General features: G+C 73.4%; 4 protein-coding genes. All 4 read left to right on the top strand.

The window, feature by feature from the left end:
• A partial coding sequence (locus VFZ92_RS10300; protein WP_330875614.1) for a TNT domain-containing protein occupies nucleotides 1-3,419 on the top strand: 3,419 nt, incomplete at its 5' end.
• The gene (locus VFZ92_RS10295) at nucleotides 3,382-3,858 is read left to right on the top strand and encodes a hypothetical protein (RefSeq protein WP_330875613.1); all 477 of its coding nucleotides are present in this window, start codon (nucleotides 3,382-3,384) and stop codon (nucleotides 3,856-3,858) included. The genes VFZ92_RS10300 and VFZ92_RS10295, both read left to right, overlap by 38 nt.
• On the top strand, nucleotides 3,855-5,414 hold the full coding sequence (locus VFZ92_RS10290) for a TNT domain-containing protein (RefSeq protein WP_330875612.1): 1,560 nt from the start codon (nucleotides 3,855-3,857) through the stop codon (nucleotides 5,412-5,414). The genes VFZ92_RS10295 and VFZ92_RS10290 overlap by 4 nt, the downstream gene beginning before the upstream one ends.
• A gap of 132 nt (nucleotides 5,415-5,546) precedes the next feature.
• Nucleotides 5,547-9,341 carry a TNT domain-containing protein gene (locus tag VFZ92_RS10285; RefSeq protein ID WP_330875611.1) on the top strand — a complete coding sequence of 1,265 codons (3,795 nt, stop codon included), beginning with the start codon at nucleotides 5,547-5,549 and terminating at the stop codon, nucleotides 9,339-9,341.
• Nucleotides 9,342-9,374 lie beyond the last annotated feature (33 nt).

The following is a 9,374-nucleotide window of genomic DNA, read 5'->3' as shown; positions in this document are numbered from 1 at the left end:
GCACCCCCGACGGCCGCACCCCCGACCAGCGCCCCCCTGGCGCCCCGGACAACCGCACCACCCCCGACTCCCCACCGCAGCACCCCACACCCGCCCCGAACCCCGACGGCAGCTCCCCGGTCTCCAGCCACCAGTGGCCCCAGGACCCGGCCCCGGCCAGCCGCGGCACGGACTCCACGCCCCCGGACCCCACTGCGGGCCCCAGCGCGGACCCGGCCACCGACCCCCACAAGAACGTCTGGGGCAACCCGGCCGGTGTCGTCGAGGGCTTCTCGCAGGACGGCCCGTACGTGTCGGTCCACGAGAGCACCGGCCCGAACGACCGCGAGGTCGGCACGTACGACCAGCGGGTGGCGGCGATCGTGGAGCCGACCTACCAGCCGTACGGCCCGCACGGGACGTTCGACGAGTTCATGCGCCACCACACCACCGACGGCACGGTCGACGGCCCGATCGCGTGGCCGCCGAACCAGGGCGCGGTGGGTGCCCGAGTGGTCGTGGAGCTGCCCGCGGGCACGGTGCTCGACCGGTTCGGCAGCCCCCAGGGCGACTTCCTGTCACCGCTGAGGCCGGACGGTCAGCCGTACGGGTTCGGCGAGCGCGCGATCCTGCCCGACAGCCTGGGCAAGGGCTACCACGTGTACGTGCTGGACCGGCCCATGATGGTCGAGCTGGCGACCGTGGCACCCGCGTTCGACCAGCCCGGCGGCGCGCGCCAGTTGCAGCCGGTGTTCGACCCGAGCCTGGCGGACGCCTCCGGCCGGGTGAACCTGGACAGCCTGCGCGACGCCGGTGTGCTGCACGAGGTGCCGTCGCCGCCGCCGGACGGCCGGGTCCTGCCGCCGGACTTCGGCACGATCGGCCCGGACGGCAGCACGGTCCTCACCCCCGACGCGGCCACGGTCGCGGACGCCCGCAACGGCGCGTTCGACACCGACGGCACGCCCACCGACGCCACGCCCACCGACAGCACGCCCACCGCCGACCCGACCCCCACCGGTCCCACGCCCCTCGGCGACGTGTCGCCGCGCGTGGACCAGGCGATCCGCTCCAGCGAGGTCACCCCGGCGGGCGTGGCGCTGCACTCCGAGGCCCCGCTGCGCGACCTGGCGTCGCGGATCCCGGCGGGCGACCACGCCGTCCTGGACGTGCACACCGCGGGCGACGGCGTCCGGATCGGCGAGACCCACTACACGCGGGCCGAGCTGGTCGAGCTGATCAACAACCACCCGGACCTCGCCGGACGGCCGATCATGCTGGTCGGCTGCGACGCGGCGGCCGGCGGCGAGAACAGCCTCGCCGCGCACGTCGCCCGCGAGACCGGCCAGCAGGTGATCGCGCCGGACAGCCTGGCGTGGTCCGACCGGCACGGCAACGTCTACTCCAGCTCCCCGGAGACGACGAACGGCCAGCAGCACCCGAGGATCCCGCCGGACGGCGGCTGGCACGCGTTCGAGCCGGACGGCACGAGCACGCCGGTCGGCGAGAACGGGATGCCGCCCGGTCACGCGCCGACGGGCGACCTGGCCGACAGCATCGACGCCGAGCACCGCGGCGACACCGACCGCAACCACCACCCGCAGGTCCAGACCCCGTGGACCGAGCCGAGCACCACGCACGGGCAGACGGTGCGGATGCGCGACGGGCAGTCGCTGTTCGACGGCCGCGAGCTGCCGCTGGACACCAGCATCCGGGTCCTGGACGAGAACGGGCGCCTCCGCACGACGGTGCACGTGGACGCGCAGGGCGCGGTCAGCGTCGACACCATCGCGCCGAACACCCGCGACGGCGTGAACCCGGAGATCGCCCACCCGCACCCGGACGCCGACTACCGCGTCCGGGTCGGCAGCCACAACGACGTGTTCGTGGCGGGCCCGGACGGGTCGCCGCTCACGCAGGACGACAAGGTCAAGATCGGCGGCAAGTCCGTCGAGGTGACGCGGCCGGTGACGATCACCGAGCCGCCCGCTCCGGCGAACGGCGAGCAGACGATCGGCCGGGGCCACCCGATGGCGCCCGGTCCGGACGACGCGTTCACCGCCCGCCGCGACCTGCCCGCGAACACCCGGTTCGACGTCACGGACACCGAGGGCAACCACCGCGGCACCGTCCAGACCGACGGGAACGGCACGCCCCGGTGGGTGGCCGCGCCGGAGAACGCGGGCGACCGCCCCAACCCGGAGGTCGCGAACCCGATCCCCGGCTCGAACTACAACGTCGACCGCGGCCCGCTCTACCAGGAGTTCAGCACCGACGCGCAGGGCCGCCCCGAGCCGGGCGTCACCTACGAGCGGCCGACGACGAGCAACCAGGTCGAGGTCACCGGCCTGCCGCAGAACCGGCCGCTGACCCAGCACGACGGGCAGCCGCTGGCCCCGGACACGGAGTACGTGGTCCGGGACGGCGACCGGGTCCGCACACGGGTGTTCATCGAGGACGGCGGTCTCACCCACGTCGAGACCGACTCCGGCCAGCGCGGGCGGTTGAACCCGGAGGTGGCGCGGGCCCCCGAGGGCGCGGACATCACCACCGACCCGTACTACGGCACCGGCGCGGCCCAGACGCCGACGTGGCCGGACCCGCCGAACGGCGAGGTCCGCCTCACCCAGGAGATCGTCCTCGGCGAGGACGGCAAGCCGCTCAAGGACGAGAACAGGCAGGTCGTCCGGACCGTGCGGATCGACGGCGACACCAGCGGGTGGACGCCGGAGCAGCGCGCGGCCGTCGAGCGGCCGGTGCGGCCGAACGACCCGTTCGTCACCCGCGACCTGCCGCCGGGCACCCGGTTCACCCTCTCCGACGAGCGCGGGCCGTACAGCACCTTCCAGAGCGGTGAGGACGGCGCGGTCTCGCACGTCCACACCGCGCCGCCGTTCAGCGCCGAGCTGAACAACCCCCGCCCCACCGCGGTCTACGACGTGGACAGCGGCCGGTGGAGGTTCCTGACCGACGACCGGTCCAACACGGTCGCCACCAGCGGCACGCCCGTCTACGACGGCGGAACCGAGCTGCGCCGCGACACCACGTCGCAGACCGACGCGGGCGCGCTGGCGGGCAAGGGCCCGGACAACCGCAACCTCGCCGACGGTGGCCACCACCAGGGCAAGGAGTCCGGCGGCCCCGGCGAGCTGATCAACGTCTCCAGCCAGCAGCGCGACCAGAACTCGGGTCTGGAGCGGCCCGCGTTCGTGCGCGAGGAGACCTGGTATCAAATGGAGCGGGACCGCTCGGACCTGGAGGCGGCCTCGGGCGGGTCGATCGAGCTGGTCGACACGTTCGCGATCCGGGAGCCGGGACAGGACCACCCGCACACGTACCAGACCAGGTGGCGCGAGACACTGCCGGACGGTCGCTTCAAGATCCACGTCAGGAGCTATCCGAATGACCACAACGCAGCCCTCTGGCCATCCGACTTCTGAGCCGGACGACCGCGAGGAAGAGCTGATGCAGCGGATCGGCGCCATGCTGCTCGAAGTGGAACCCGAGGGCTGGCGGCGGATCGACCTGCTGGTGAAGCTCAACGTGAAGGTGCACGACACGGAGCTGGCCGTGTACCTGGAGAACGGCAAGACGGCCGAGGTGGTGCCCCCCGAGGGCATCACCAAGGTGTTCGCCGAGCTGCGCCAGCTGCACCACAGGCCCGGTCGGGGCACGTGGTTCTCGGCGCGGCTCACGGTGGACGCGCCGGGTCGGATGGACTTCTCCTACAACATGGACCACGACCCGCTGTGGAACCCGCCGATCCCGGCCGAGTTCTGGGTGCGCGACCTGGAGGTGTTCCCTCGTGACGAGGCGTTCGTCCCCGGCTGGCTGCGCACCCGGATCGCGGAAGCAGGCAACGAGGAGCAGAAGGCATGACGTCCACGCAGCCCCGGCTGTCGCCCGAGGACCAGAACGCGATCCTCGCCTCGGTCACGACCCTGCTCGTCCACCGGCTGCCGGGTGACTGGAGCCAGCTCTTCCTGGACTTCCGCGCGGCGGGCGCCTACGTCGAGGCCCCGGTCTCGGTGCTGAACATCTTCGGCCAGTCCGTCGAGTGGACGCTGCCGGAGGAGGCGCTGCCGTTCTTCCTGGAGCTCCGCGCGGGCATGTACCGCGAGGGCGAGGGCACCTGGTTCTCGGCGCGGTTCCACCTGGCTCACCCGAACGTGTACTCCATCGAGTACAACCGGACCGAGGAACCGGCGTGGACGCACCGGCCCTCGGCGAAGCACTTCGCCGAGGAACTGGAGATGTTCCCGCGCGCCGAGGTCCCGGCGTGGCTGGTGGAGACCCCCGCCGAGGGTGACCAGGGCTCGGTCCGGCTGTACGACGCCCCGGTGTTCGACGGCAGCGACGAGCAGGGCAGGCCGATCGCCCCGCGCCCCGCCGTGCACCCGCAGGACCGCGACGACGTGCTGAAGTACCTGGAGAACGCGCCCGTGGTGCTCGCGGCCCGCGGCTACGGGCCGGACCTGCTCCAGCCCGGCGCCGAGCCGGACGTGCCGCAGACGTTCCACACCGACGGCACGTGGGTGTGGTCGGGCGCGGTCGCCCACTACTTCCGCAAGCACGGCGTGAACCCCGTGCCGCAGCTCGTGCAGCACATCCACGACAACGGCTACCAGGTGCCGCCGGTCGACGACGCCGCCGTGGACGCCGCGACCGCGGTCGCGACGGGCCAGGTCGAGTCGCTGCCGCTCCCGGAGTACCGGCCGCGCCAGATCGCCGAGCACGACCGGCGGTCCCTCGCTCAGCTCCAGGACCGGCTGAACCACTTCGGCGTCGCTCCCCAGGAGTACGGGATCGTGGAGCCCAAGCTGGACGCCCTGGTCATCGAGCCCGCGCCGGGCACGGAGAGCGGGTGGCAGCTCCAGTACTGGGACGCCGACCGCGGCCCCAGCGGCAGGCCGACCGTGTTCCCGAACGCGGCCGCCGCGGCGCAGACGATGCTCGGCACCCTCCTGTGGTCGCCCGAGCGCGACGCGGCCCGCGCCCAGCAGGCCGCACCCGCTCCCGCCCCGGTGCCGCCGCCCGCGCCGCCGGTCGCCGCGGGCCCGCCGCAGGAGATCCAGCCGCTGCCCGACGAACCGCCGCTGTCGCTGCTGCGCGACCGCGAGCCGGTCTCGCTCCAGCCGGGGGTGGAGATCGACCGCTTCGGCGACGAGAACGGCAACCTCGTCTTCGCGGCTCGAACCATGTTCGGCAACCGCTCGCTGCCGCCGGACTGGCTGAACCGCCGCTACCACGTGTACCGGGTCCAGCGGCCGACCACCGCGCTCAAGGGCATCGCGGTGCCGTGGTTCGGCCAACCGGGTGGTGGTACGGGCTTCTTCCTGGTCAGGTCGGTCCGCGATCTGCTGGCCGACGGCAGCCTGGTCGAGGTGGCGGAAGCCACCAGCACCCCACCCCCGCCCCAGACCTCAGCCCCCTAGCCCCTAGCCGGTTCCGCTTCGGTTTTCCCGCGCGCGCCGATCGGGTTATGGTCGGGCCGGCGTGGTGGTTGCTCTGATTCGGCCCAGCAGGGGGCCGTTCCGGTACGCGGAGTCGCGGGGGAAGATGTTGGTGTGTCCGAGCCGAAGCCGTTGAACCCGACAGAGCAGGACGCTCTGGTCAAGCAGATCGGGCTGACCCTGATGCGGGCCGCCCCCGAGGGCTGGCAGAACGTCGTCGCCGACTACCGCGCGACCGGCCGCTACTTCGAGCTGGCCGCCGAGGTGCGGTCGGCCGACGGGAGTTCGCAGGGGTGGGTGCCTCCGCAGGAGGTGGCCGCCCTGTTCTCCCGTCTCCGCGCGGGCATGCACCGCGAGGGTCGGGGCAGCTGGTCCAACGCCCGCTACCAGCTCGACCAGCCCGCCAGCTACAACCTCGACTTCGACCGGACCGAGCCGAAGTGGCAGACGCCGCCACCGCCGCAGGCCTACGTCGACGAGATGCGCTTCTTCCCGCGCGCCGACGAGAACGTGCCGGAGTGGCTGCGCAAGTGGCTGCCGTCCGGTCAGGCCCCCGCCGCGCCGCCCCCGCCCCCGCAGGTGCCGCGCGGCTTCCGGACCGCACGGGTCTTCGACGGCGCGGGCGCGGACGGCCGCCCGTCGGTCAACCGCCCGGCGATCCCCGACCACGAGCGCGAGGCGCTGCTGGACTACCTGGACCGCGCGCCGGTCGCGGTGGCCGGTCGCGGCTTCGACGCCGACGTGCTGGACCCCGACGCGCCGTCCGTCGTGCCGGTCGCGTTCCAGACGGACGGCCACTGGATCTGGCCCGCCGCCGTCGGCTACTACCTGCGCGCCTACGGCATCCCCCCGGAGGCCGAGCTGGTCGAGCGCGCCCGCGCCGCCGAGTTCCGCAGCCCCGAGGTGTCGGAGGAGTCGCGCGTCGCCGCCGCGGCGAACCTCGGCGCCCCGACCGCGCCCCGCGGCACACCGCTGCCCAAACCCGCCGTGCCGATCGTGCCCGAGCCGGAGGCCGAGGAGTTCTCGCCGTTCGGCGACGACCGCTCCACGCAGCCGTACGACCCGCACGCCACGGTCGCCACGCCGCTGCCCGTGATCGAGGACGAGCCGCCGGCCGACCCCGTGCCCGAGCGGACCGGTGGCCAGGACCAGGCGACGGAGTTCCACCCCCGGCCCGACTTCGAGGACGGGTCCAACTTCTTCCCCGGCGACACCAACGACCCGAACGCCCGGCACCAGCCCAGCGAGGACTTCTACCCGGAGGGCGGTCCGGCCCACCAGCCGCCGGTCCAGCCCGCGCCGACCCAGTCGGCTTCGGCGAAGCCCGAGGCCAAGCCCGTGGTCGAGTCGGACGAGAACTTCTTCGGCGAGGACGACTCGAAGAAGGTCGTGGAGGAGCAGTTCTTCCCCGAGGGTGGTGCGCAGCCGAGGCTGAGTTCGCCGACGGGTCTGGACGCTCCGCCGCCGGAGCCGGTCGCGCGCGTCCGCCCGGAGTTCGATGCCGAGGACAGTTTCTTCCCGGAGGACGGTCCGAAGACGGAGCAGCCGCCCGGCGTCGAGGAGCAGTTCTTCCCGGAGGAGGGTGGTCGGTCGCAGCCTTCGGGTGCGGAGGAGCAGTTCTTCCCGGAGGGTGGTGCGCAGCCTCGGTTGAGTTCGCCGTCGGGTTTGGACGCTCCGCCGGAGTCGGTGCAGCGGTCGGAGTCGCGGCCGAGGCCGGAGTACCGGGATGAGGACAGTTTCTTCCCGGAGGAGGGCGGTCGGTCGCAGCCTTCGGGTGCGGAGGAGCAGTTCTTCCCCGAGGGTGGTGCGCAGCCCCGGTTGGCGTCGCCGTCGGGTTTGGACGCTCCGCCGGAGTCGGTGCAGCGGTCGGAGTCCCGGCCGAGGCCGGAGTACGGCGACGGGGACAGCTTCTTCCCCGACGACAGCGCGACTGCGGAGCAGCGGTCGAGCGCCGACGAGAACTTCTTCCCGACCGCGAGCGCCCCCGTGGAGCGGGAGTCCCAGCCGGACACGGAGTTCCAGCCGCGGCCGGACTTCCACACCGAGCAGCCGCCGAAGCGCGAGTCGGACTACGACCCCGAGTCGAACTTCTTCCCCGTCGAGGGCGACTCGGCGACCGTCGGGTTCCAGGCGGGCCAGGACTTCTACCCGGACGACCGCAGGCCGTCCGAACCGCCCACCTCCGACCACCAGGACGGCTACGCCGAGCCGGAGCACCGGTCCGACGACGAGCCGGAACTGCTGCGGGCCGAACCGGGCCCCGGTTTCCAGCCCGCCGACGACTTCGACGCGCAGCCGGTGTTCCGCACGGACGTGGACCACGGCTTCCGCGCCGAGCCCGCCCGCGAGCCCGAGGCCGAGCCCGCCGACCAGCTCGTCGAGCCCCGGCCCGAGCCGATGCCGGTCGACGAGCCGGACGTCGAGGACACCGCGACCATGGACCTCGTCGACCTGCGGCCCGCGACGGTCGCCGAGGCCGACGAGGTGCTGGAGTTCGACCAGAGCCAGTTCGACGCCGCCCAGGACGGTCCGCCGTACCGGGTGCAGTTCGACTTCGACACCGAGCCCACCCCGCCTCGCGACGACCGGTACCGCCGGGATTCCTACGTCGACGGCATGGACCTGTTCGCCCCCAACAGGTACGAGAGCGCCGGGGCCGACCAGGACACCGCCGCGTGGAGCCCGTTCGCCGCCGCAGGCCAAGCGTCGAACGACGCGCTGCCGGTGGAGCCGGAGCCGGAGCCGCTGCCCGTCGAGGAACCGGTCGCGGAGCAGGCGCGGCTCGTCGAGTCCGACCTGGTCGACGTCGTGCCGAAGTTCGAGGTCGAGGCCGACCCGAGGCACTCCGACGTGACGACCAGGTTCGAGGTCGACCAGGAGACCCAGTTCGACATCGAGCCGGTGGTGGTCGAGCAGCCTCCCGCCGAGCCCGAGGTGCCGAGGCAGGTCACGCCCGAGGAGGAGCGCGAGCTGTCCGGCGTCCGCCGGGCGCTGGACGACCTCGACGTGCCGCCCGCCGCGTACCGCATCGGCGAGCCCGTCGACCGCACGTGGAACCTGCGCACCGAGGGCAGCAGCTGGGTCGTCGCCTGGTTCGACAACGGTCCGAAGAACCCGAGCCGGTTCGACCGGCTGGAGGACGCGGCGTCGTTCCTGATCGGCAAGCTGGTGCTCACGGGTCGCCGCGCGCCGCGCAGGCAGCCCCCGCCGCCGCAGATGATGCGCCCGCCGCAGGGCCCGCCCCCCGGTGGGCCGCAGGGTCCGCCGCCCAACGGCGTCAACGGGTTCCGCGACGGCCGCCCGATGCCGCCGCAGGTCGTGCAGGTCGCGCCCATGCCCCGGCCGGAGCCGCTGCCCCGCGTGGAACCGCCGCGCCCGGAGCCGTTGCCCCGCGCCGAGATGCCCCGTCCGGAGCCGCTGCCGCGCGCGGAACTCCCGCGTCCGGAGCCGCTGCCGAGGGTCGAGCCGCCGAGGCCCGAGCCGATCGCCGCGAACGCCGCACGGGTCGACGCGCCGCGCCAGGAGGCGCAGCAGCAGTCCGAGTCGGGTGGCAAGCGCGGCTGGCCGATCAAGCCGATGAACGGTGAACCGCCGCTCACGCTGTTCCGCCACAAGAAGATGGTCGAGCTGCCCGCCGGGTTCGAGGTCGACCGGTTCGGCGAGCCCGTGGGCAACCTGGTCTACGCCGCGGGCACGCCGTTCGAGGAGCGGTCGCTCGTGCCGTCGTGGATCAACCGCGCGTACCGGGTGTACCGGCTGCGGCGTCCGGTCGAGGTGCTGACCGGCGTGGCCGTGCCGTGGTTCGAGCAGCCCGGCGGCGGCACCGCGTACCTGTTCCCGACCTCGGTCGAGGACATGGTCGCGGACGGCGCGCTCGTCGAGGTCTCGCACCAGGAAGCGCAGAACTAGCGAACGGTCGCTCAGGCCGAGCCGTGGCCCCCG

The organism is Umezawaea sp. (genome assembly GCF_036375055.1).
Classification (GTDB): Bacteria; Actinomycetota; Actinomycetes; order Mycobacteriales; family Pseudonocardiaceae; genus Umezawaea.
Note: the sequence above shows the minus strand (reverse complement) of the source record. Positions and strands in the feature narration are given on the sequence as shown.

What these genes read in the sequence shown, in the direction of transcription:
- VFZ92_RS10290 (WP_330875612.1), top strand. Translation starts at nt 3,855, where the DNA reads ATGACGTCCACGCAGCCCCGGCTGTCGCCCGAGGACCAGAACGCGATC.
- VFZ92_RS10295 (WP_330875613.1), top strand. Translation starts at nt 3,382, where the DNA reads ATGACCACAACGCAGCCCTCTGGCCATCCGACTTCTGAGCCGGACGAC.